20 protein-coding genes are annotated in these 23,453 nt (G+C 58.2%); 10 read left to right on the top strand and 10 right to left on the bottom strand.

From position 1 onward, the window contains the following. Window positions 1-120: 120 nt before the first annotated feature. The 4 genes from LC334_RS15330 to LC334_RS15315 all read right to left on the bottom strand — a co-directional run bounded on the left by LC334_RS15330 (window position 121) and on the right by LC334_RS15315 (window position 5,023). The gene (locus LC334_RS15330) at window positions 121-2,559 is read right to left on the bottom strand and encodes a GcvT family protein (protein ID WP_085801314.1); all 2,439 of its coding nucleotides are present in this window, start codon (window positions 2,557-2,559) and stop codon (window positions 121-123) included. A 204-nt stretch (window positions 2,560-2,763) separates the two neighbouring features. Beyond that, window positions 2,764-4,062: a tetratricopeptide repeat protein gene (locus LC334_RS15325; RefSeq protein ID WP_085801313.1), complete on the bottom strand. Its 1,299-nt coding sequence runs from the start codon at window positions 4,060-4,062 to the stop codon at window positions 2,764-2,766. 20 nt (window positions 4,063-4,082) lie between these two features. Further along, window positions 4,083-4,523: a tellurite resistance TerB family protein gene (locus LC334_RS15320; RefSeq protein WP_085801312.1), complete on the bottom strand. Its 441-nt coding sequence runs from the start codon at window positions 4,521-4,523 to the stop codon at window positions 4,083-4,085. Window positions 4,524-4,585: 62 nt separating this feature from the next. Beyond that, window positions 4,586-5,023, bottom strand: coding sequence for a tellurite resistance TerB family protein (locus LC334_RS15315; protein ID WP_085801311.1), 438 nt, complete (start codon window positions 5,021-5,023; stop codon window positions 4,586-4,588). Between the two features lie 396 nt (window positions 5,024-5,419). Here LC334_RS15315 and LC334_RS15310 point away from each other — a divergent pair, with 396 nt between their 5' ends. Next, window positions 5,420-6,043 (top strand): hypothetical protein, encoded by a 624-nt coding sequence (locus LC334_RS15310; protein ID WP_139836447.1) that lies wholly within the window; start codon window positions 5,420-5,422, stop codon window positions 6,041-6,043. Between the two features lie 232 nt (window positions 6,044-6,275). Here LC334_RS15310 and LC334_RS15305 read toward each other — a convergent pair whose 3' ends face one another. The 5 genes from LC334_RS15305 to LC334_RS15285 form a co-directional block, all read right to left on the bottom strand. Continuing rightward, the gene (locus LC334_RS15305) at window positions 6,276-7,835 is read right to left on the bottom strand and encodes an adenylate/guanylate cyclase domain-containing protein (protein ID WP_085801310.1); all 1,560 of its coding nucleotides are present in this window, start codon (window positions 7,833-7,835) and stop codon (window positions 6,276-6,278) included. Between the two features lie 352 nt (window positions 7,836-8,187). Then, window positions 8,188-9,831, bottom strand: a complete 1,644-nt coding sequence (locus LC334_RS15300; RefSeq protein WP_085801309.1) for a CTP synthase — start codon at window positions 9,829-9,831, stop codon at window positions 8,188-8,190. Between the two features lie 162 nt (window positions 9,832-9,993). After that, a complete protein-coding gene (gene secG / locus LC334_RS15295; RefSeq protein WP_085801308.1) occupies window positions 9,994-10,353 on the bottom strand; it encodes a preprotein translocase subunit SecG in 360 nt (119 codons plus the stop codon). Between the two features lie 247 nt (window positions 10,354-10,600). Further along, window positions 10,601-11,509 carry a GGDEF domain-containing protein gene (locus LC334_RS15290; RefSeq protein WP_085801307.1) on the bottom strand — a complete coding sequence of 303 codons (909 nt, stop codon included), beginning with the start codon at window positions 11,507-11,509 and terminating at the stop codon, window positions 10,601-10,603. A 233-nt stretch (window positions 11,510-11,742) separates the two neighbouring features. Next, window positions 11,743-12,138 (bottom strand): DUF6524 family protein, encoded by a 396-nt coding sequence (locus LC334_RS15285; RefSeq protein ID WP_085801306.1) that lies wholly within the window; start codon window positions 12,136-12,138, stop codon window positions 11,743-11,745. A 144-nt stretch (window positions 12,139-12,282) separates the two neighbouring features. On the opposite strand from LC334_RS15285, the gene LC334_RS15280 reads away from it, so the two are divergent. Then, the gene (locus LC334_RS15280) at window positions 12,283-13,578 is read left to right on the top strand and encodes an adenylosuccinate synthase (protein ID WP_085801305.1); all 1,296 of its coding nucleotides are present in this window, start codon (window positions 12,283-12,285) and stop codon (window positions 13,576-13,578) included. Window positions 13,579-13,582: 4 nt separating this feature from the next. Next, window positions 13,583-13,819: a DUF2842 domain-containing protein gene (locus tag LC334_RS15275; protein ID WP_085801304.1), complete on the top strand. Its 237-nt coding sequence runs from the start codon at window positions 13,583-13,585 to the stop codon at window positions 13,817-13,819. Window positions 13,820-13,859: 40 nt separating this feature from the next. Here LC334_RS15275 and LC334_RS15270 read toward each other — a convergent pair whose 3' ends face one another. Then, window positions 13,860-14,735, bottom strand: a complete 876-nt coding sequence (locus LC334_RS15270) for a LysR family transcriptional regulator (protein ID WP_085801303.1) — start codon at window positions 14,733-14,735, stop codon at window positions 13,860-13,862. A 136-nt stretch (window positions 14,736-14,871) separates the two neighbouring features. Here LC334_RS15270 and LC334_RS15265 point away from each other — a divergent pair, with 136 nt between their 5' ends. From LC334_RS15265 to LC334_RS15235, 7 genes are read left to right on the top strand one after another with little or no spacing between them, the layout of a single operon-like run. After that, window positions 14,872-16,014, top strand: a complete 1,143-nt coding sequence (locus tag LC334_RS15265) for a M24 family metallopeptidase (RefSeq protein WP_085801302.1) — start codon at window positions 14,872-14,874, stop codon at window positions 16,012-16,014. After that, window positions 16,014-16,832, top strand: coding sequence for a maleate cis-trans isomerase family protein (locus LC334_RS15260; protein ID WP_085801301.1), 819 nt, complete (start codon window positions 16,014-16,016; stop codon window positions 16,830-16,832). The genes LC334_RS15265 and LC334_RS15260 overlap by 1 nt, the downstream gene beginning before the upstream one ends. Then, window positions 16,829-18,100 (top strand): sarcosine oxidase subunit beta family protein, encoded by a 1,272-nt coding sequence (locus LC334_RS15255; RefSeq protein ID WP_085801300.1) that lies wholly within the window; start codon window positions 16,829-16,831, stop codon window positions 18,098-18,100. Before LC334_RS15260 ends, LC334_RS15255 begins: the two co-directional genes overlap by 4 nt. Window positions 18,101-18,111: 11 nt before the next feature. Then, window positions 18,112-18,396, top strand: coding sequence for a sarcosine oxidase subunit delta (locus tag LC334_RS15250; RefSeq protein ID WP_085801299.1), 285 nt, complete (start codon window positions 18,112-18,114; stop codon window positions 18,394-18,396). Next, complete coding sequence (locus tag LC334_RS15245) at window positions 18,393-21,344, top strand: sarcosine oxidase subunit alpha family protein (protein ID WP_085801298.1); 2,952 nt, start codon at window positions 18,393-18,395, stop codon at window positions 21,342-21,344. Before LC334_RS15250 ends, LC334_RS15245 begins: the two co-directional genes overlap by 4 nt. Beyond that, a complete protein-coding gene (locus tag LC334_RS15240) occupies window positions 21,337-21,900 on the top strand; it encodes a sarcosine oxidase subunit gamma (RefSeq protein ID WP_085801297.1) in 564 nt (187 codons plus the stop codon). The genes LC334_RS15245 and LC334_RS15240 overlap by 8 nt, the downstream gene beginning before the upstream one ends. Before the next feature lie 36 nt (window positions 21,901-21,936). Then, the gene (locus LC334_RS15235; RefSeq protein ID WP_085801296.1) at window positions 21,937-23,097 is read left to right on the top strand and encodes an aromatic ring-hydroxylating oxygenase subunit alpha; all 1,161 of its coding nucleotides are present in this window, start codon (window positions 21,937-21,939) and stop codon (window positions 23,095-23,097) included. Window positions 23,098-23,453 lie beyond the last annotated feature (356 nt).

Here is a 23,453-nt window from a genome sequence, read left to right as displayed (position 1 = left end):
AGCTGCCGAATTGACGCCGGGTCATTCCGTTTTGGAGGGATGTTTGAGTTGTCATCAAGCCAGCATTTAGCATTGATCAAGAGCTACTCTAACCAGTTATGAAATGGCTGGATGTGCCCCCTACGCGCGGGGGCGGAGGTTTTCAGGGTCGTGCGGGCTGTCCGGGATGACAACCGCCTCATAGCGCGTACCGAGGATTTCGACGGTCAGTTTCGTTCCCTCAGCGGCATAGTCCGCTGGAATGATGGCCATTGCCAGATGCTTACCCAGATAGTGGCCGTAAGCGCCCGAGGTGGTCAGAGCAATCACGTCTTCCCCGGTGCGCACCGCCTGGTTCATCGCAGGTTCAACTTTGCCTTCTTCGCAGTTGACCTCAAGTGTGACTAGTCGAACGGTTTCGTTCCCGGCATTCGCCGCAACCGCCTCTGCGCCAATGAACCCGGTCTTGCCCTTGCCGATGAAGCGGCCAAGACCGACCTCGCTCAAAGTATTCTGGCTGGTTAGTTCCTGTGTCACCGCACGATATGATTTTTCCATCCGCAGGCTGTCGAGGGCGCGGAAGCCCACATGACGCAAGCCCAGGTCGGCCCCAAACCGTTCAAGCTGATCAAGGATGTGGTGCTGATACGCGATCGGGTGGTGCAGTTCCCAGCCCAGCTCGCCACAGTAATTGACCCGAATGACGCGCACGCCGGGGGCCCAGCCGACCTCGCGCTCCTGCACGTCGAACCATTTGAAGCTGTCATTGTCCATCGGTCCATCAACAATGCGCGTCAGCAATTCACGAGATTTCGGCCCGACGACGGTGAAACAGCCCCAGCCCATGCTGATATTGGTGATGGTGGCGTCATCCTCGGGTCGCAGCCGGCTGCGCAGAACATCCTCGTCATGCATTTCCGAAAACGCCGGACCGCAGAGGTAAAACCGGTTCCCGGCCAGCCGCGCGACGGTGTATTCGGCACGGAAACGCCCGTTTTCATCAAGTGCATGGGCCAGCGTCACGCGGCCATCGCGCGTGGGCATGGTGTTGGCAAGCGCACGGTTCAGGAACGCCAACGCGCCCGGGCCAGTGACCTCCCATTTGGCGAAGCTGGTGAAGTCGATCAGCCCTAGGCCCTCGCGGATGGCGCGGCATTCCTCGCCAATCACTTCGAAGGAATTCGAACGACGGAAGGTGAGGGTTTCAGGCGCGTTGAAGCCGTCGACGTCAAACCACCGCGCGCGCTCCCACCCGCCAGCCACGCCCCAGACCGCACCGGCAGCGGTCAGCCGGTCATAACACGGACTGGTCTTGCCCGGGCGCGCGGCGGGCATTTCCAGATTGGGATAGTGGATGTCGAAGATATGCCCGTAAGTTTCCTCGTTTTTTATATGGGTGTGGATCTTGCCCGCATGGGTATTGAAGCGGCGCGGATCGACCGACCACATGTCGATCGTCGGCGCGCCTTCGGTGATCCATTCGGCCAGGTACCGGCCCACGCCGCCGCCATAGCAGATGCCCGCCACCATGCCCTCGGCCAGCCAGTAATTGCGCAGCCCCGGCGCGGGACCGACCAGCGGATAGGCGTCAGGCGTATGGGCAATGGGGCCGTTCACCACGGTCTTGATCCCGGCCTTCCCGAACGAGGCGACACGCCCAATGGTGCCCTCAATGAACGGCTCGAGGATATCGTAGTCTGGCGTCATTAACTCGGCGCCAAAGCCCTCGGGCACGCCGTTGATCGCCCAGCTTTGTGGGTTGGGTTCATAGGGGCCGAGGATCAGCCCATCGTTTTCCTGCCGCAGGTAGAACCGGGTTTTGTCGTCGCGCAGAACCGGCATTTCAGGCAGGCCCGCCTTGTTGTAATCCTCGAATTCCCTGATGCTTTCTGTCACCACATACTGGTGCATCACCGGGATTGAAGGCACGTTCAGTCCCACCATGGCACCGGTCTGGTGGGCATAATTGCCGGTGGCGGTGACCACATGTTCGGCCAGAAAATCGCCCTTTGTCGTGGTGATCCGCCACTCCCCAGAGGGCGTCTGCGCCATCGCCGTCACTTCGGTTTCCAGATGGATTTTCGCGCCCATACTCCGGGCCGAGATTGCCATCGCCTGAGTCAGGTCGGCCGGGGCGATATGCCCATCGGCCGGGTGATAAAGTGCGGCGATCACGCCATCCAGACTGGCCAAGGGCCACAGCTTTTGCGCCTCTTCCCGGGTGATCAGATCACATTCGATCCTGAAGGCGCGGGCAAAGCTCAGATAGGCGCGATATTCATCCAGACGGTCATTGCTGGTTGCCAGACGCAGCTGCCCGCATTGATGAAAGCCCGACGGCTGACCGGTTTCTTTTTCCAGTCGCGCGTAAAGATCCATCGAGTGCCTGTTGATCAGGCTCATCGTCTGGTTCGGGTAATAGAATGGCAACAGCCCCGCCGCATGCCAGGTCGACCCGGCGGTCAGTTGCGTGCGCTCCAGCAGGCAGCAATCGCTCCAGCCCAGTTTTGCCAGATGATAAAGCACGCTGACCCCGACAACGCCGCCGCCGATAACCGCAACGCGAACCTGTTTCGTCATTTCTTGACCCCTCAACACGCAGTGTATTCAAGCAGAAACGGGTTTGAAGCGCTAATGCCCGTCAATGCAATATGGCGGATCAAAGCAGTTCAACCTGCGAAAAACGTCCTTCGCCGGGAAAAGGATGTCGCTGCCTGTCCGGCCTCAGCCCTGACACGTCAGCAGACTTTCTCAGACCTGTTTCCTCTGATCCTGGGTAGATGGCTACGCCTTTACGTCCGCCAGACCGCGCCACGGGCTCGACGCGGCCAGCAGGGGCCGTCGCAGCGCCAGTATCTGGCGCGCCTCCTGTGATTGCCCCTGTTTGAGCAAACAGGTCAGCAAAGCGTGTTCCAGTAAATCGCGCTGCGCGCGGCTGCCGCCGATGCGGGCATGATCAGCCATGCAGCACGTCAGATGATGCGCGGCCGCAGCCCACTCCTGTGCCGCGATATGCTGGCAGGCGCGCGCCACGTCGGGCACCAGATCAGCAGCCGGTCCGGCGGGGTTGTGGATGATCTCGTGCAGAGGTTCGGATTGTCCGGCCATGGCGTGGGCCAGGGCTGCATGCATGTCGATAAAAGCGTTGCTGCATTTGGGATAGAACCGGCTGGCATAGGCACTGATCTGGTGCCAACGCTCGGGGGCGACCGTTTCTCCCGCCACTTCGGCCCGAAACAGGATCGAGGCGGTATCGGTCAGCACGTTGATCGGCAGGCCAAGCGCGGAACCGGGGGCGACGTCGGCATCGACGATCTGCCACATCTGCGCTGTATCGCCCTGTTCGAGCGACCACAGCGCCACATGCCACGACAGATGCCCGTGCATCATGCCGCGACGGTCGTAGCCCGATAGCCAATGGGTCAGATAATCGGTGCCGGTCTTGGTCTCGCCGGCCTCATACCAGATATGCGAGCGGATATGCGCGCCGTTGGCGTTATCCGGGTTCAGCGCCAGCGACCGGTCGATCGCCCGGCCGGCTTTGGTCAGATTGCCGGTTTCACAAAGTGCAAAGGCATACTGGCTGAGGCACCACCAGTCATCCTCGCCGTAATGCGGTAGAAGGGCGGCGTTAAAGGCCAGCATCTCGGCCTCGCGACCCGGCTGGCCGGAAAACCCGATCAGCCCGAAGATCGAGCTGCAGGTCTGCGCCACCATGGCATCGCGTGGATAGCTCTCGACATGTGACCGGATCGCGGCATAGGCGTCCGCGGTCTTGCCGGTGATCAACAGGCCAAGGCAATGGATGTGGCTTTGTTCGCGCTCCGTGCAGCCCTCGGACAGGGCGCTTGCGGTCTTGATCGCGGCACGGGCGCCCGTGGCATCATTAACGTTTTGCAACGCGCGGGCGTGTCCCGCATGGGCCAGAGCAAATTGCGGATCGGCGGCGATAGCGTCCTCAAACGGGGCAACCATATCGCATTGTGCGGCTAAAAGGCGATGCAGGCCGGTTGAATAATCCTCGGCCGCGCGGGCGCTGCTGGTGGTCAGGGCATTGCCGTAGAGATCGCTAAGAGGGGCCATTGTCTTCTTTCCCGCCAGTGTTAGCCCGTGCCCGCCACCCGTTGCCGCGCCCGCGCACTGTCCATGTCGCTAACGCCCAGAAACTTTGAGACAAGCCGCAAAAGCGCATCTTCCTGCGCGTCACGCTCCCCGTCCGCCAGGGCCACTTTCCACAGCGCTTCGACCACTGCCAGACGATGATCATAATCAACCGCCTGCTTGATCGCTTCGGTAAAGACAACCGTATCGGGGGCTTCGTTTTCAAGCGCTTCGGCACGCCCGCGCAGCGCCGTTGCTTCGAAAGGCGACAGGCTGTAGCGATCGGCAATGATCCGGTCTATGCGGTCTTTCTCTTCAGTCGCATAATCCCCGTCACTGCGCGCCACACGGACCAGCAGGGCCGACAGGGCCACGCGGGCATCCACCTCGCTCAGTCGTTTCGGTTCAGGTTGGATGAGGTGCTTGAGCAGAGAAGAGAACATGAGGTCTGACTATAGGTCTGTCGTTGGAAAGGTCTAGGGCTTGTGAACAGGCCCTGGCATGCTCATAAACCCTCGGCCGTGGCGCGGGCTGTGGCACTGTCAGAATCGCTCAGCCCCAGGGCTATACGCGTGGCCTCGATCACCGTTTCTTCGGCTTCGTGATGCTCGCCATCCGCCAATAAAACCTCCCACATCGCCTCAAGCGCCTCGACTCGTGCCTGAAAGGTGGTGGAAGAGCGAATGACATGGGCAAAATGCTCGGTCTCCGGGGCCTCGCGTTCCAGCTTTTCGCAAATGGCGCGGGTTTTGGCCGCCTCGACCGGGTTTAGCCCAAACAGGCGAGTCAACAACCGGTCGATACGGCTGATTTCCTCGAATTGATAGTGATCATCAGATTTCGCCACGCGTACCATCAATGCGCCAAGGGCCAGCTTCTGATCCGGCTCGGGCAGAGGTTCGGGTGTGGGGGTGGAAAAGGCGTTGAGGATACGTGACAGCATAGGCGCAGATTAAGCATGGGTTTGGTACTCTGGCCAAGCGATTTTTATCGCCCGAAACTCTTTCCGGTGCTGGTACGGGTTCCGGACGGATTTGTGTTGGGGCTCGCCATCATAGCGAGCGGTGATAGCGCCTGCTTCGGCCGTGACCCGTGTGGGCAATTCGCGTTTTGGATATAAGCTGGAACGAGCTTCAGGGTATGATTGTATCCATTTGTTATTAAATAAAATAACTAAAAGTCATGCATCGGTTTTTTTGCTCTTCATGTTGGTCTTTTCACGATCTGGAAACGGCAGGTTTCCGCCGAATCTGCGATCAATGCCGGATCGCCACGCGAGCGTCACATTTCAACCCAAGAATGTACCCGATGATGGATCAGGCTGTAACGGAGAGCGGAGATGGTACAGGTTCAGAGACAGGCAATGCAGGATTTCGAGGATTTCGATTGGGTGTTGGGCAGTGCAGAAGAGCATTTGGCGATGGCCCGGCAGGGGAGTGCTGGCCAGCTTTGCGCGCTTGCCCGCTGCTACGACTGGTACCAGCATCCTGAAACTGTGCTGGGCTGGGTTATGGCGCAGAAATGTGTCGATCTGGGCACGGCACTGGCTGCATTTCTGAACGGTGAGCCTGAACGGTTCAACTACATGCCCAAGCGGGACGTACCCGAAGGATATCGCGGGATTGTCCGGCTTCTCGATAATATCTGCCTGCGGATCAATAGCGGGTTCTACCTGGTTGACCCCAACAATATGCTGGCTGATCACAAACGTATCAATAAATGGCTTGCCTATCAGGCCGAAGACGATGCCGAAGGGCGTTCAGGGCGCTGGCAGTTGGACGCAGACATTCTAGAGCCGCTCTTGAAGAACACGTTGCGCATCGAGGTGCCGGAAGAACAGAAAAAGAACCACAGCCTGCTCTACGATATCCTCAGCCCGGCCATCGACCTGGCCACGAAACGCGTGATCGAGGACGAACCTGAACCTGCGAAGGGCCAGTCGTTGGCAACACGATCATCATAAATCGATCGAGTTTCGTCATCACCCAGGGAATAAAACACGCTCCGTTTGTGTCTGTGAACTGTGTTCAAAGACCGTTTTGATCCGAAAGTGGTTGCTCTAAAACGATGTCGAAAAGGCAGTAAAGAATTTGTCCAGACGAAGCTCGTTACCGCCTGGAAAAAGATTTACAGTGACTTACTATTGATAACTTCTTCCCGTCTCGACTTGGTTCGACCTGCTATGGATCAAATCACTAGCTCGCGGTCGAGTTTGCGTCGCGTACTAACCTTTGTATTGCCTCGCGCAGCTTTCTACGGGTGTTCTCGTCCAAAATCTGCAGGTCAACCGTCAATTGATTCCCGTCGCGGCTTTCTTGGATTGCGCCGATGCACGGTGCGGAGTGTTCAGATATGATTTGATAAGGCATCACCTCGCGAGCAATGCCTTTGAAAGAAACTGGCTCTAATTGTGTTGCGCTGACGATGTCCCTCACATGCGCGTAGGTTTCATAACTGAGCACAATTCCACCGGGCTCAGCGATGCTTTCCAGTCGAGCTGCTAAGTTAGCTTCGGCACCAATTATCGTGTAATCCATCCTATCTGTTGATCCGAAATTCCCGACATTACAATAGCCGGTATTTATCCCCATGCGAGCGCGGAACGGGTGCTCCAAGCCTTTTTCGTGCCAGGTTTTTTCCAGCTCCTGCAATCGACGTTGCATATCCAATGCCATGCGCACGCACGCTCGGGCGTCTTCACCCGTTCCCTTGGTTTCCGGGTCGCCAAAAAAGGCCACAATTGCGTCACCAATAAACTTGTCGACCGTCGCACCGTGCGCCTCGGCGATCTTTGCCATTTCGGTAAAATAATTGTTCAATAAATCTGTCAATTCTTCCGGTTGCAGTCGCTCAGTTGTTGCTGTGAAATCCTTGATGTCTGAGAAAAACACAGTCAATTTCTTCCGCTCCGTCGAAATTGACGCGTCCTTTTCGCCAGAGAATATCGACTTGTATATTTGTGGTGAAAGGTACTTTGATATTTTTGCGGAAACATCGGCAAGAAACGAGTTATTTGCGGCCAGTTCGTCATTCAATAGGGAAAATTTTCCAGCAAGCCTATACTGCACTATCGCAAATAACATACCCATCGTGCCTGCCACGGCCAAGTAAGCGAGCACCCATTTGAACGTCCAAATGTTCAAAGCGATGGGTTGCCGTATCGTAACGGATTGTAGGCCCCTGACGTCACCCACTTTCCAGTCGGATTTCGCACTTTCAACATGGGTGTTATGGCAAGAAACGCAGGCGCCGGACATGATGACAGGGGTCGCAAGCGTGATTGTCTGGTCCCATAATTTACCCGTCGTTTGTACCAGCACATCAGCACCAAAATTGGACCTAAATCTCTCCAGAGCCATTGTTTCAAATTGGTCAAGCCGGTGGCGCGGTCTGCTTTTGAAAGGAAAATCCGAAACAAAACGATATTTCACGTCACCTTCGGAGTTTCCAATCGCATCTCCCAGCTCGATGGAAAGTGTTGCCGGGATTGGGATTGCTCCAACGACTTCTTCGTAGTTGTGCAGCAATTTGGTTTGTCCGTCAGCCGCCAGAACCCGACCGACAACATTTTGAGCGTAGTAGGATCTCACGCTTGTAATAATGTTGTTCAGACTTGTTGCCTGCCGCAGCATATTCTGGTCCGAAAGACTTTTGAGATCGAGCCAGATTGCAATGGGCAGTGCCACTAACGCACTCGCGACTAGAGCGAATAACCAAGACGGACGAGCTAGAAAAAATTTGCCAATTGCGTCCATCACGTTTCCCCCCAAATGTGTGGCCAATATTAATTCATGAATTTACCATTCACTTTTGCCGTAGGCATGGAACTTTTAACACACTTTCATCTGTCCACGCTAATTCACTGAATTTTTGGGAAAACATCGTTCATTTTGTACCGACAGCGAACGTCCATTTCGTCTGCAAAGTTGCCACTGATGGGTTTGCCAGGAGGAACGAATTCTCGCATGGCGCTCTAAGGCCTATCCGAGAAAATGCGTGTGCCAGAAATCTGGAAACATTGTTTCCGGCAAGCTCTCTGGTTTGGATTTGCATCCATTTACCATAAAGGTCTCAGCGGGTGCTGCATTGTAGTTTTGAGCGGCGTTCTTAGACCAGACGCGAGGTCTCGACCGCCGCGCGGATGAAATCGGCGAAAAGCGGGTGCGGCTCGAACGGTTTCGATTTCAACTCGGGGTGGAACTGCACGCCGATGAACCACGGATGATCCTTCCACTCCACGATCTCGGGCAAGCGACCATCCGGTGACATGCCGGAAAATTGCAGCCCCTGTTTTTCCAGTGCCTTGCGGTATTTGGTGTCAACCTCGTAGCGGTGGCGGTGGCGTTCATCAATCGCGGTGGTGCCGTAGACTTCGGCCACTTTTGACCCTTCGGTCAGCGTGGCGTTATAGGCGCCCAAGCGCATGGTGCCCCCCTTGTCGTCGCTAACCTTGCGCTTGACTTTTTCATTGCCTTGTACCCATTCCTTGAGGTGATAAACCACGGGTGTAAAACGTTTTTCTCCGGCCTCATGGTCAAATTCCTCGGATCCGGCATCGGGCAGATCAGCGACGTTGCGCGCGGCCTCGATCACCGCCATCTGCATGCCCAGACAGATGCCCAGATAGGGGATCTTGTGGGTGCGGGCGAATTCGGCGGCCTTGATCTTGCCTTCGGTGCCCCGCTCGCCAAAGCCGCCGGGCACGAGGATGGCGTGGAAACCTTCAAGATGCGGGGCAGGGTCCTGGGTGTCAAAAATCTCAGCATCGACCCACTCGACATTGACCTTCACCCGGTTGGCCATGCCACCATGAGTCAGTGCCTCTTTGATCGACTTATAGGCGTCTTCAAGCTGGGTGTATTTGCCGACGATGGCCACATTGACCTGACCATCGGTGGTGTGGATGCGGTCATAGACATCCTGCCAGACGCTCAGATTGGGCTGTGGCGCGGGTGAGATGTTGAAGGCGTCCAGCACCGCCTGATCCAGCCCTTCGCGATGATAGGCCAGCGGTGCCTCGTAGATCGACGCCAGATCATAGGCGGCCACGACAGCCTCTTTACGTACGTTACAAAACAGTGCGATTTTTTCGCGTTCCTTGTCAGGAATGGGCTGTTCGGACCGGCACACCAGAATGTCCGGCGCGATACCGATGGATTGCAGTTCTTTGACGCTGTGCTGCGTGGGTTTGGTTTTCAGCTCTCCGCTGGCGGCCAGATACGGCAGCAGCGTCAGGTGCATGAAAATGCATTCGCCGCGTGGCTTGTCGTGGCTGAACTGGCGAATGGCCTCGAAGAACGGCAGGCCCTCGATATCGCCCACGGTGCCGCCGATTTCACACAGCATGAAATCAACCTCATCCTCGCCGATTGAGATGAATTCCTTGATCTCGTTGGTGACATGCGGCACCACCTGAATGGTTTTGCCCAGATAATCGCCACGGCGTTCACGTTCCAGCACGGTGGAATAGATGCGGCCAGAACTGACCGAGTCGGTCATCCGCGCGGGCACCCCGGTAAAGCGCTCGTAATGGCCCAGGTCCAGATCGGTTTCGGCGCCGTCATCGGTCACGAACACTTCGCCATGCTCAAAGGGCGACATCGTGCCGGGATCGACGTTCAGGTAAGGGTCAAGTTTGCGCAGCCGCACGGAAAATCCCCGTGCCTGCAAAAGCGCCCCCAACGCGGCCGAGGCCAGCCCTTTGCCAAGGGAAGAAACAACGCCACCGGTAATGAAAATGAAACGTGCCATAGGCGCGGCTACTCCCGTGATATTCAGCTCAAAATGAGGCCCTGAGCAGGTCAAAAAGACCGCAGCACCACGGGACTCGACATATATAGGATTCGCAGCAATCGCGCAAGACGGCCGCAAGATGATGTTGCGTTAACCCTTTCGGGCCTCAAGCGATAGTGGTCAGTCCGCGGTGGGCGTCAGGGGCGCGTTTTCGTCCGCAGAGGGTGGCAGCAGGTTGTCGTCCCCCAGATCTACCGCCGGGGCCTCTGCCGGTGCAGGCGCGTCGGTGATCCGATCCAGAACCGAGCTTCCTGCCGCGTTTTTGGCGGCGATAATTGTCAGCGTCATCGAGGTGCATATAAAGGCAATCGCCAGAATCCAGGTCAGCTTGCCAAGCGCGGTTCCGGCCGACCGACCCGAGATCGCGCCACCGCCACCGCCGCCCATGCCCAGCCCGCCGCCTTCCGAGCGTTGCAGCAGCACCGCGCCGATCAGGGCGAGGGCCAGAAGAAGGTGGATGGTAAGGACGACGTTTTCCATGGGATGCGGCCTGTCTAGGTTGGATCAAGGCGCTATCTATGCAATTCGCACGCGTCCCGCAACCCGCCAATAGCAACCTATCCCGTCAGGATAGGGCGTTATATTGGCCGGTATGCCCGCGATGCGGTGTTTTCGGTGACGCCTTTCGTGCGATCCGCGTGCTGTGGCAGCCCCCGGCGATGATGCGCTGCGCGGTCGGGTGACCGGTATCAGCCTCTGAAGAGATCTGCTGTCCAACGTAAGCCGTTTACTGAATGGCGCCCATCCGCTGTTGCGGTTCGTCGGACCGATCCGAAGCCGAAGCATTCTTTTGGGCATACATCGTCTTGTCGGCATGTTGCATGAGCCCGCGAACAGTGTGGGCGTCCATCGGACAATGCGCCAATCCGATACTGGCCGAGATATCGACCTGCGCTTGATTTGCCTCAAACGGCGCGCCGAAAACCGAGTGAAGGCGGTAGAGTGCGGCATTCAGCATCTCGGGCGTGGTGATGTTGGTGAGGACAACAGCAAATTCGTCCCCGCTCAACCGGGCAACAGTGCCGTCATTTTCCATCATGCGCTGCAGGCGAGTGGCCACTTCACGCAGCAGGATATCACCGGTCACATGGCCCAACGTATCGTTGATCTCTTTGAAATTGTCCAAATCCAGATAGGCCAGCGCGAAACTGCTGCCGTTGCGCTGATACCTGCGGCACGCTCTGCTGAGGTGTTCGATGAACCCGGCGCGGTTGCGAATACGCGTGAGCGGATCGTGACGCAGCTTGTGCTCAAGCACGTCGATATGGCTGCGGGTTTTCGTCATGTCCTGAATCACGACGATAAAGTGCGCGTCCTGACGCTCATTCCGTTGCAGGAAACTGACATTCAGATCGGTCCACAGGATGCTGCCATCGCCCCGGATGAAGCGTTTCGCCATGTTGAACCTGCCGTGATCTTCGCTGAGTAGCCGTCTCATATGCAACGCGGCTGATTCTATGTCTCCGGGATGGGTGATGTGATGAAGCCGCAGACATACCAAGGTTTCCTCGGACAGCCCGAGAATTTCGCAAAACCGCTGATTGACCTGGAGAAATGTCCCGTCAGTTCCAACACGGGCGATACCGACGGGAGCATTTTTGAACAAAATCTCGTCGGACATAATTGAATCAGCCATACAAATTTCGATGCCCGCCGAAACTCACCGAGCGTGGTAAACAGACGGTTAATTCAACGCAGATATTTAATGACGGTTAACTCAACATCGATAACGAACGCGTTATTTAGCGTGATGGTGAGGAAGTCCAAGTCGACTTCAGGCGGGTATATTTCGTAAAATCAATGGCTTATATTTCTGTTTATGATGCGAGGATCAAAGGCTTCGTACTAGCGGGAATCCGCTGGATGCGATCATTCGTCGACATCATCCATATCGGCCTGGCCGCTCAGATTGCGCCGGACATGGCTCCAGCTCAGGCCAACGCCCAGCACCAGTGAAAGGGCCAGGATGCCAAGCCATAGATTGAAGGATTGGTTTTCCAGGCTAAGCCAGCCAAAATCGAACAAAACCCACAGCAATGCCGCCACAAGCGCCAGCACAAGGCCCATGCCAAACCCTCCGATCGACCGCAGTGTAGCACGCAGATAGATGATGTAGCCCACCATCAGCAACAGCCCCAGAAACACGGTGATCGACATCTGGTCGTCGAAATTTAACCGTGCCCAGCTGACATAATTCCACTTGGTCGGATTGAAAGTTGCGGCCAGCAACAGAAACGCTACCAGCCAGCGAAGCGCGAATCCCATTCTGAGCCTCCTAGTTGTCCGATAGGTCAAACTGTTCAAATCTCCCGACCGCTGTCCAGTGCTTCCGGCGATTTAGGTGTTTCACAAGTGCCGCCGCACCGGTATACGGGCGCGGGTTTATCCGGAATTCGAAGAGGAACTGCCGTGGCAAATGTCGTCGTCGTGGGCGCCCAGTGGGGTGACGAGGGAAAAGGCAAGATCGTTGACTGGCTGAGTGAACGCGCTGATGTGATTGCGCGGTTTCAGGGCGGTCACAATGCCGGGCACACGCTGGTGGTCGATGGCACCGTCTACAAACTGCATGCGCTGCCCTCGGGCGTGGTGCGCGGCGGCAAGCTCAGCGTCATCGGCAACGGCGTCGTGCTTGACCCCTGGCATCTGGTGAACGAGATCGAAACCGTCCGCGCACAGGGTGTCAGCATCACCCCCGAAACCCTGATGGTGGCCGAGAACACACCGCTCATCCTGCCTATCCACGGTGAACTTGACCGCGCCCGCGAAGAGGCCGCCAGCAAAGGTACCAAGATCGGCACCACCGGCCGTGGCATCGGCCCGGCCTACGAGGACAAGGTCGGTCGCCGCTCGATTCGGGTGGCCGATCTGGCGGATGAGGCGACGCTGATCGCCCGCGTCGACCGCGCCCTGCAGCATCATGATCCGCTGCGCAAGGGGCTGGGGATCGAACCGGTCGACCGCGACGCGCTGATCGCCCAGCTAAAAGAAATCGCGCCCAAGGTTCTCGAATATGCCGCCCCGGTCTGGAAAGTTCTGAAAGAAAAGAGAAAATCCGGCAAACGTATCCTGTTTGAGGGCGCTCAGGGCGCGCTGCTGGATATTGATTTTGGCACCTATCCCTTTGTCACCTCATCGAATGTGATTGCCGGACAGGCCGCGACCGGCGTTGGCGTTGGCCCCGGCGCGGTCGATTATGTGCTGGGCATCGTCAAGGCCTATACCACCCGCGTCGGCGAAGGCCCGTTCCCGACTGAACTGCTGGATGATGATGGCGAGCGTCTGGGCCGTCGTGGCCACGAATTTGGCGTCACCACCGGGCGCAAACGCCGCTGTGGCTGGTTTGATGCCTGCCTGCTGCGCCAGACCTGTGCCACGAGCGGTGTCAACGGGATCGCGCTGACCAAGCTGGATGTTCTGGACGGGTTCGATGTGCTGAAGGTCTGTGTCGGCTATGATCTCGACGGCAAGCGGCTGGATTACCTGCCCACCGCCGCTGACCAACAGGCGCGCTGCACGCCGGTCTACGAAGAACTGCCCGGCTGGTCCGAATCGACCGAAGGCGCGCGTAGCTGGGCCGAGCTGCCCGCCAACGCGATCAAATATGTCCGCCGGGTTGAAGAACTGATCGACTGCCCGGTCGCCATGGTCTCAACCAGCCCCGAACGCGAAGACACCATCCTTGTCACCGACCCGTTCGCGGATTGACGCGATGGCGCTCAGCTACAAAGCCCGCCGCCGTTGGGCGTTGATCATTCTGCTGATTGGTCTACCGGTCTATGTGGTGGTGGCGGTGAGCGTGGTGAACATGCTCGACCGCCCGCCGATCTGGGTTGAATTGCTGGTCTACGTGGTGCTGGGCTTCCTTTGGGCAATACCGTTCAAGTTTATCTTCAAAGGTGTGGGGCAAGCCGACCCGGACAAGCCCGGGGACGACGCCAAGGGGTAAGCAATGCAGACGACAGCATAGGTGCCTGACGACCGTTGCATCAAATCCGGATATCTATCTCTTTGAGCAGATCGCGGATCCGTGGCGTCATGTGCCCCGGTTTCCAGACCACGAAATAATTGCGTCCAGTATTGATCTGATAGTCGTTCAATGGCGCTAGCCGTTTCGCCTCGATCTCATGGTGCAGGACATCGGGACATCCCAGGGCAACTCCCTTGCCGCGTAGCGCCGCATCAAGCGAACTGCCATAGGAGCCTAAAATCACCCGCTCGGCCGCCGCAAAACCGGCATGGTCGGTTTGCGCGATATAGTCGCGCCAGTTGAACCATTTGGGCGTCAGTTTTTCGAAATCTAACAGGGTGAGTGAGGTGATATCGCGTATCCCCGCCACCAGATCCGGCATGGCGACCGGCAGCCAGACCTCTTCGAACAGCACCGTGCCATCCCAACCTTTAGGAATGTCTGTGCTGTAATATATTATCACGTCATTCTCGGATCCTAAAAGGTCCGCATCCCGGTCCGAGGCGGTCAGCGTGATCGGTACCGCATTGCGTCCGATCAGATATTCATTGATACGCGGCGTGAGCCAGAACTGTGAGATCGATACATTCGCCGCCAGCGAAAGCCCTTCTGGGTTGGCTTGTTTGATCTGTGTCACACTTGAACTCAGGAAATCGAGCGCTTCGGAGGTGCTCAGTGCCAGTTTCTGGCCATTACGGGTCAGGCTGACTGCACGACCATTGCGGCTCACAAGATCAAGCCCGAGCCGCATTTCCAGCGATTTGACGCGTTTGCTGACCGCCGCCTGAGACACGTTCAGCTCTTCCGCCGCGCGGGTGAAATTGCCATGACGTGCAACCGCTTCGAAAAACAGAAGATAGTCCAGCGGCGGCAGGGTGTTGCGAAATTTTTTCATAACAACCGGTTATCATGATGCGATATCAAATGTCACTTTGAAACGGCTGTTATTGGCATTAACCTGCGGGCAATAATTCGGGTGCGGTGTGGCGCGGCCTCAACGCCTCTGAAATGTCATGGAGAGGGGATCGTGGATGTTTCGTGAAAGGTTGAGCCGCTTTCAGTCGAAACTTGCCGAGAGCGGCATTGATGTGGCGCTGATCACCGATGATGACAACGTCTATTACCTGACCGGCTACTATGACTATCTGCATATGGAATTTGGCCGCCCGACCATTCTGGTGGTGCCGAAGGATGGCGACACGCTGCTGATCACACCGACGATTGATCTGAACTCGGCGGAGGCGGCAGCGCAGGTTGACCGGATCGCGGCATGGAATGACGGGATGGGCAACGAGTGGCGCGAAGAATTGCCGGCGGCGGTAAAGGGGGTCGCACGGGTTGCGATTGAACCGGGTCACATGCCGCCGCCTGTGCGGGCTTATGTCAATGATCTGGTGGACGCCGACAGGCTGACCAGCGCCACGCCGATCCTGAACGACATGCGGATGATCAAATCGGCGCAGGAATTGCAGCTTGCCCGCCATGCCGGTGAGGTCGCGACATCGATGATGAAGGCGGGCCGGGCGGCGATTGGTGACGGCGTGCCTGAATTCGAGGTCGCGATTGCCACGTCTCAGGCCGGTACACGCAAGGCGGCAGAGCTGCTGGCAACTCATTACGATGATGCCGATATGTCGCCCAATACCCATTTCCTGCAAATCATGGCCTCGGGCAGCGATATCATCAAAACCCATCACCGCGCCTCGACACGGGTCATGCGCGCGGGCGATCCGGTGTTCCTGTGCTTTTGCGGGATGACCAACTTTCACCGGTTCAAGCTGGGCTTTGACCGCACCTTCTGGATTGGTGACGCGCCCGATGATCAGGTCGCCGTCTACGAGGTTGCGGTGGCCAGCCAGAAGGCCGCGTTGGCGGCGCTCAGGCCCGGCGTCACCGCCGAAAGCATTCACGCCGAATATGCCGAGGTCATTCAGGGCGCGGACTATGAATACCCGTTCCGCTGTGGTCGTGCGACAGGCTTCAGCTTCCTTGAGGCGCCGCAACTGGTAACCGGCGACACGACCATCATTCAGCCGGGTATGGTTCTGGCGGTGGATGGCTCGGTCTCGGTCGAGACGTTCCGGGCACAGGTCGGCGACAGTTTCATCATCACCGAAGACGGCTGGGAGCCGCTCACCCATCATCCTAAATCCGTTGAGGAGGTTATTCTCTGATGTTTCAACCCGGTCAAACCGTTCAGTCCACCCCTCGCACCCCCGAGATGGATGCGGGCCGCCATCACCGTGCGAAACTGGGCTTCATCCTGATGTCCACCGATCCGTCCGCCGAGAGCGATTTCAACGATATGGCGCCGGAAGGTGTCGCTGTTTACGTCACCCGCCTGAAGACAGACGATCACACCACCAACGAAACCCTGTCGCGCCATATCGATCATATGGCTGATGCCGCCAGCCGCATTCAGCCCGAGGCCAGGCCGGACGTTGTCAGTTATAGCTGCACCTCCGGGTCCATCGTGATCGGTGAAGACCGCGTCATGGCCGAGATCAGGAAAGGCGCGCCCTGGGCGCAGCCGATGTGCCTTGTACAGGGCGTGCTGGATGCGTTGCACGAACTGGGGGCGAAAAAGCTTGTCGTCGGAACCCCCTATCTAGATGAGATCAACACTGCCGAGGCGGAATTTCTGGTGAAGCGCGGGTTCGATGTACTTGATATTCAGGGCCTCAATATCGCCAGCGGCTGGGATATGGGTTTGGTCACGCCCGCCTATTGGAAAAAATTCGCGCTTGAGATCGACCACCCGGATGCGGATGTCATTTTCCTAAGCTGTGGCGGTGTCCGTACGCTGGAAGCGGTAGAAGAAATCGAGCAGGCGACGGGCAAGCCGGTTGTAACCTCCAATCAGGCGCAGATGTGGAGCTGCCTGCGGCGCGCGGGGATCATGGATCAGCTGGAAGGCTACGGACAGATTTTCAAGCACCCGGGCAAGCATCTGCGCGAGATCAGCGATTTAAAGGTCCCCGAGTTGACATGACCCGTTTCACCGCATGGAATGTCTTCTGGCAGGGTATGACCGGCCAGAAGGGCTGGACCCGTCAGTGGCGCGACCCGGAACCGAAGTCACATTACGATGTGATAGTCGTAGGCGGCGGGTTGCACGGGCTGGCCACGGCCTATTACCTGTCCAAGAACCACGGTATGAAGAATATCGCCGTGCTGGAAAAGGGTTGGCTGGGCGGCGGCAATGCCGGGCGCAATACCACGATCGTGCGATCAAACTATGGTCGGCCCGGCAACCGGGAATTCTATGAACATTCGCTGAAACTCTGGGAAAACCTGAGCCACGAGCTGAATTACAACGTGATGTTCAGCCAGCGTTCACATATCGCATTGTTGCACAGCCCGGCGGCGATTGACGCAGCCTCGCGCAACTACAACACCATGCGCCGCACCGGTGCGCCCGATGCCGAAATCTGGGGGCTGGATCAACTAAAGAAAACTGTACCGCACCTCAACTATGCCCCCGACGCCCGGTTTCCGATCATGGGGGCCGCCGTGCAGAAACGCGCTGGCACTGCGCGCCATGATGCGGTGGCCTGGGGCTATGCAAGGGCGGCGGACAGCCGGGGTGTAGACATCATCCAGAACTGCGCGGTGACGGGCGTTATCCGCGACGGCGGTAAGGTGACCGCGCTTGAAACCTCGCGCGGCAAGATCACCGCCGGAAAGGTCGCGTTCGCGGTGGCGGGCAATACTTCGCGGCTTTGGCAGATGGCGGGGCTGGGCCGGTTGCCGATCGAATCCCATAAGCTGCAGGCTTTTGTGTCAGAACCGCTCAAGCCGCTTCTAGATCAGGTCGTGGTTTTTGGCGTCGGCGGCGCGCATTTCTACATCTCGCAATCTGACAAGGGCGGGATGGTCTTTGGCGGCGATCTGGACTGGTATAAATCCTACGCCCAACGCGGCAACCTGCCGATGGTGCAGGACGTGGCCGAAGCCGCGATGTCGGTGCTGCCCTGCCTTGGCCGGGTCAGGCTGTTGCGCCACTGGTCGGGGGTGATGGACATGTCAATGGACGGCTCGCATTTCATCTGCAAGACGCCGCTCGACAATCTCTACCTGAACGCCGGATGGAACTATGGGGGCTTTAAGGCCAGCCCGGCATCAGGGTGGTATCTGGCCGATCTCATTGCCAACGACCGGCCCCACAAGATGATCGAAAATTTCGACCTCAAACGATTCGAGCGCGGTCTCCAGATCGATGAACGCGGCGCGGGACCCGACCCGAAACTGCACGGCTAGAAAGACAAAAGATGATCAGAATTTCCTGTCCGTTTTGCGGCCCCCGTGATCATAGCGAATTCAGCTATGGCGGCGACGGCTCGATCACCTATCCCGCGCTCGATGCCCCAATGCAGGAATGGCACGATGCCGTTTTCCTGCGTGAGAATATTTGCGGCGTGCAGATCGAAACTTGGCAGCATGTGAATGGCTGCCGCATGTGGCTGCTGGTCGAACGCGATACGATGACCCATGAAATCCATTCGGTCAGGTCAGCACATCCCGGCATGGCCGCAGCACTTGGTGCAGAGCAATGAGCGCGCGGCGTCTGGAAAGCGGCGGGCGGATCGATCGCACAACGCCGATCTCATTCACCTGGGACGACAAGTCGCTTAGCGGGTTCCGGGGTGATACGCTGGCCTCGGCCCTGATGGCCAACAATCAGCGAGTGCTGGGCCGCAGTTTCAAATATCACCGGCCGCGCGGTATCATGTCTGCGGGGGTCGAGGAATCCGGTGCGATCGTCACTATTGGCCGTGGAAACCGGACCGATCCCAACATCAAGGCCACCATGCAGGAGCTTTACGACGGGCTGGAAGCGCGCGGGCAGAATGCCTGGCCCAATGTGCGCCGGGATATCGGTGCTGTATCGGGGCTTTTTAGCCGGTTCTTCTCGGCCGGGTTCTACTACAAGACCTTCATGGGGCTGCCGCCTTTTGAATGGGGGCGCGGCACTGGCTTGTGGATGCAGTACGAAAAGCTGATCCGCAAGGCTGCCGGGATGGGTGCTGCCTCGCGCGAGGCCGATCCGGATTGCTATGATCATGCCCACGGGTTTTGTGATGTGCTGGTTGTCGGGGCCGGTCCGGCAGGCCTGAATGCAGCGGTCACGGCGGCAGAGGCGGGCAGGGACGTTCTGCTGGTCGAACAGGATTTCGAATTGGGTGGGGATTTCCTGAACCAGCCCGGCCCCGAGGCCGAGACAAGGCGGCTGTCGCTGATCGCAGCTGCCGAAAAGGCGGGTGTGCAGATCATGACACGCACCACCGCCTTCGGGCTTTACGATAACGGCACTGCGGGTCTGTTGGAGCGGGTCAGCGACCATCTGCCGGCCCCGGCAGCGCATCAACCCCGCCAACGGTTCTGGACCGTGCGCGCCGGGGCTACGATACTGGCGACCGGGGCGTTGGAACGATCCGTGGCGTTTGGAAATAACGACCGTCCCGGCGTGATGACAGTCAGTGCCGCGCGCACCTATCTGAACCGATACGGTATCCTGCCGGGAGAACGGATCGTCGTGGCCACCAATAATGACAGTGCGCATGTGACGTCTGATGAACTGGCAATGGCGGGCGCGCAGGTCGTGCTGGCAGATGCGCGCAGCGATGTTGCAAGGCGTGACCGCATAAGCGTACGCAGCGGTGTCGCGCCGTTGCAGGTGCTTGGTGGCGCGTCGGTGAGCGGTGTGAAACTGGCGCAGCATAGGGATGGCGCCTGGCGGAGAGCAGAAACCGAATCCTGTGATCTTCTTCTGGTGTCCGGTGGGTGGTCGCCGGTGGTGAACCTGCTGTCGCATCGCGGCGCAAAACCCGTCTGGAATGCAGAAAATGCCTGTTTCCTGCCCGGGCCAACTGATGAGGCGGTCTTTGCCGCCGGGTCCGCCGCCGGGATTTGGAACGTGGATGCTTGCGAAGCCTCGGGCATCGCCGTGACCAAAACCGCTTTTGGAGAGTCAGCAACCCTGCCTGAACCGGGCGGCTGGCAAGCACCGATCAAGCCACTTTACGAGGTGCGGCTGCCGGACACGAAACCCAAGGCTTTTGTCGATCCACAGCACGACGTAACGAGTGTCGATGTGCGATTGGCACATCAGGAAGGCTTCGTGTCGGTCGAGCATATGAAGCGCTATACGACGCTGGGCATGGCGACCGATCAGGGCAAGATGGGCAACATAATCGGGCTGGCACTGATGGCCGAGGCGCTGGGCAAGGATATTCCTGAAGTGGGCACAACAAGGTTCCGCCCGCCCTACACGCCGGTCGCCATCGGCGCGCTGGCGGGGCGCAACGTACAGGGGCACTTTAAACCGCTACGCCGAACGCCCTTGCATGACTGGAAACTTAAAGAGGGCGCGATCATGACCGATGCGGGCCTCTGGCATCGCCCGTGGTACTTCGCCCGTTCGGGCGAGACAATCACCGAGGCCTATATCCGCGAGGCGACTACAGTGCGCGAAACCGTCGGCATCTGCGATGTCAGTTCACTGGGCAAGATCGCGGTACAAGGGCCAGATGCGGGCGAGTTTCTGAACCGCATCTATGTCAACGGGTTCGGCAAGCTGGCGATCGGCAAGGCGCGCTACGGTATCATGCTACGCGATGACGGGATGGTGATGGATGACGGCACCACCTGGCGTCTGGCGGATAATGACTTCCTGATGACCACAACCACCACCAACGCGGGCAAGGTCATGGTCTGGCTGGAAGAACTATTGCAGACGCGGTGGCCTGATCTGCGGGTGCATGTCACCTCGGTGTCCGACCAATGGGGCGGAGCCGCCGTTGCCGGGCCGCAATCGCGCGCCGTGATCGCGGACTGCCTTGAGGGCGCGGCGATCATTTCGGACGAGGCCTTGCCTTTCATGGGCGTAGCGTCTGCCCGGCTAAAAGGGGATATCCCCTGCCTGATCGCGCGGATCAGCTTTTCCGGTGAACTGGCCTACGAGGTCTACGTGCCTGCCGGATATGGTGTGGCGATGATGGATCTGCTTTGGGGTGCCGCAGAACCGGTTGGCGGCTGTCTTTATGGGCTTGAGGCGCTTGGGGCGCTCAGGATCGAAAAAGGACATGTTACCGGGGCAGAACTGGATGGTCGCATGACGCTGGATGATGCAGGACTGGGCAAGATGGCATCGAGCAAGAAACCGTTTATCGGAAATGTCCTGCGCCAAAGACCCGAGCTGACGCGCGCTGATCGCCCGCAGCTGGTTGGCATCTTTCCCAAGGATCGTTCCCAGGCGTTCAATGGCGGCGCGCTTTTGTCCGTGCCGGGTGAAGACACCGGGCATGGCGAGGGGTGGGTCACCGCCGTCACCCATTCCCCGGCCCTGGGGCACTGGATTGGCCTTGGCTACATTGTGGGCGGGCATGCAGCATGGGCCGGCAAGCCAGTGATCGCTACGGACCCGGTGCGCAAGGGCGATGTCGAGGTCGAAATTGTCTCGCCCCACATGTACGACCCCAAAGGAGAGCGGATGTATGGATAAGTCCCTGTCAGCACTCAACGGCATGAAAACCCCCGACGCACCTGTCGGGGCGACCATCATGCTTGAAGACGTCTTTCCGTTCTCGCTGCACCAGATCGCTGCCTGGCCCGACACGATGGCAAAGGCGGGTGCGGTTGCCGCGAAACAGATCGGGTGTGCCAGCGCCCCTGATCCTGGTCATGCGATGATCGGCAGCGCGGGCGCTTTGCTGCGGGTCGAGCCTTTGAAATGGTGGTTGATCTCGCCTGATCCGGACGTCGCACCGCCGAAGATCGCGGATACGCAGGGTGCTGCGCTGGACCTGTCGCATTCCCGAACATGGATCAGGGTCAGTGGTGACAAATCCGAGACCTTGCTGAATCATTTCCTCCCCCTCGATCTGCGCGACGGGGCGTTCCCACCGGGATCTGTCGCCTCGACCGCCTTCCATCACGTCGGTATCACCCTGTGGCGTGAGGAAGCAGGGTATTCGCTGCTCGTTCCCCGCAGCTTTGCCGTGTCGCTGTGGGAACTTCTTGTCGAAACCGCAACGCAATACGGGATCGCCGTCAGATAGGCGCCGGGATGCCAGAGCACAGAGGAGACCGTCGCCATGAAACCCCATATGTCGATTGAAGAGCTGCTCGGCGCCGTGAAGCGTAATGCCGAATTGCCGGACGAGCTGGCCGAAGCCACGCCGCCGCAGGTCTATACCTCGCCTGAATTTCTTGAACTGGAACTCGACGAGATCTTCAACCACGAATGGTGCTGTGTCGGGCGGATCGACGATTTCACCAATCCGGGGGATTATCGCACCATGCGGATCGGGCGCGATCCGGTAATCATCCTGCGTGATCGCGACGGGGTGCTCAGGGCGATGTCGAACGTGTGTCGCCACCGCATGTCCACCTTGCTGCACGGTTCAGGCAACCTGAAAGGGCGGATCACCTGCCCCTATCACGCCTGGACTTATAATCTTGACGGTCAACTGATCGGCGCCGCGCATATGCGCGACAATTTCGACAAGAAAGGGGTGTGTCTGCCGCAGTTTCAGGTCGAGGTCTGGAGTGGCTGGGTCTATGTCTCGCTCGATCCGGATGCGACCCCGTTGGCGCCCCGGCTGGAGCCCCTGACCGAACGGCTGAAAAACTACCGATTGCCGGAATATACCACACTTTTTCGCGCCGAGGAGGTCTGGGACACGAACTGGAAGATCCTGGTGCAGAATTTTACCGAGGGCTATCACCTCTTTGTTGCCCACGCCAAGACGATCGAACCGGCCATGCCGACAAGGCTGGCGAATGCGATGCATGGCGGTGAAGGCTACAGTCTGTATGAACAAGGCCGCGTCGAAGGTGTGTCTTACGAACGCAGCTCGGATATGCAGGTGGACAATCCGCAACTGACCGAGGACGAGAAAAACAAGGCCGTCCTTTTTGGTGTCTTTCCCTGTCATGTCGTCTCGGTCGTGGCGGAACGGACCTTCTGGCTGTCCCTGCAGCCCTATGGCACGGATAAGGTCAAGGTGCATTGGGGTGCGGATGTCTATCCCGGCTCCGTGCCTGAAGACCCCGAGGCACGCGCCGCCTATGCTGAAGAACTGAAGGCCGGGTTCGACGTGATCAATGACGAGGATAAACCGATCATCGGCTCGATCGCTCAAAATGCTTCCGCTCTGGCCGCTGCGCCGGGCAGGCTGTCACCGAAGGAGCGAACGGTGTGGTATTTTCAGCAATACCTTGCGCGCATGTTGTGCGAAGCCGGGTCGAGCTGACCAACCATCTGATGCAAGGATGAACCCGAATCTGCGACCGCCGGCTTCGGCCCGCAACTCTGCCCGGAGGCCCATTAAGGGGTTCCGGTGCAGGAACGATTGGACGCTATTCACCTTTTATGTAGAAATTTCAGATACGAAAACTGGCATAAACATTGCGATCCGATCAAAAAATCTGCATAGTCGTTTCCGGACCGGCTTCGTAGTAGTTAGTTTTCATTTTATGAAGCAACAGGCTTTGGCGTCGGTCCACGAATTCCCCGGGTAACTTGCAGGAAAGCGGCACCAGATCAGTTTGATCAGGCTTGCGTGATCCATCCTGAATAACAATATAACCGGTAACTGAGGCGATGGGC

This window comes from Roseovarius aestuarii (assembly GCF_019966515.1).
Lineage (GTDB): Bacteria > Pseudomonadota > Alphaproteobacteria > Rhodobacterales > Rhodobacteraceae > Roseovarius > Roseovarius aestuarii.
Note: the sequence above shows the minus strand (reverse complement) of the source record. Positions and strands in the feature narration are given on the sequence as shown.